Below are 672 nucleotides of genomic sequence, written 5' to 3'. Positions count from 1 at the left end.
GAAGAGCAAAAGCGGATCATGTCCTGCTGACCGGTACGCGGCTTCAATCCCTTCGACGTCAGGAAGTTGCTGTATGCAATTGCCGTTTGTTGCTCGGCGGTCAGCTTGATATTGTTGCTCATGACGAGATCCCATAGAATTATTATTTACTCATTAAATTTTACCGCACCACCAGCGCTGACAAAGTGACATCCAAAAATAATCCGCCATGTAGGCGGTTCAGTTCGTTCAACCCTCAAACCAGAGAGAGGCAAGATATGCGCACCCGGCAATTTTGCGCTCATGTTTGGGGTCGAAGCTTTTGAGGATGACCATGATATGCGCCAGCGCCCATTTCAATTCAACACCTTCCTTGGCTGCTGGTGGACATTCAAGCCCGTGGTAAAACCAACGCTCAATGAAGGCAACCCAGGAATTCTTTCCCTGTTTGAATTCGTCTGGAATGAGATCCCATTTCGGCAGGAATTTTTCAATGTCCTGAGGCCCAAAGGCGAGCATAACCTGAGTGATGTTTTCGTTCGGCGTCCACGTCTTCATGATTTTCTTTTCCAGAGTCAGGATTTGGTTTTGATTGCATCGGCAATCTTGACGAGTACCGCACGCAGCTCTTTATCATCAGCGATGTTAGTCGGTAGGGTATTCAGGCATTCCTGGGGCAGGTAGATATTACCG

Annotated in this window: 1 protein-coding gene; it reads right to left on the bottom strand. The window is 48.1% G+C overall.

Annotated features, from left to right (window positions below):
* Positions 1-228: 228 nt before the first annotated feature.
* Positions 229-537 carry a hypothetical protein gene (locus tag ACVRRC_RS22160; RefSeq protein ID WP_131680396.1) on the bottom strand — a complete coding sequence of 103 codons (309 nt, stop codon included), beginning with the start codon at positions 535-537 and terminating at the stop codon, positions 229-231.
* Positions 538-672: the final 135 nt, after the last annotated feature.

The organism is Stutzerimonas sp. LR2, assembly GCF_055755175.1.
This window is presented reverse-complemented; position numbering and strand designations above follow the sequence as displayed.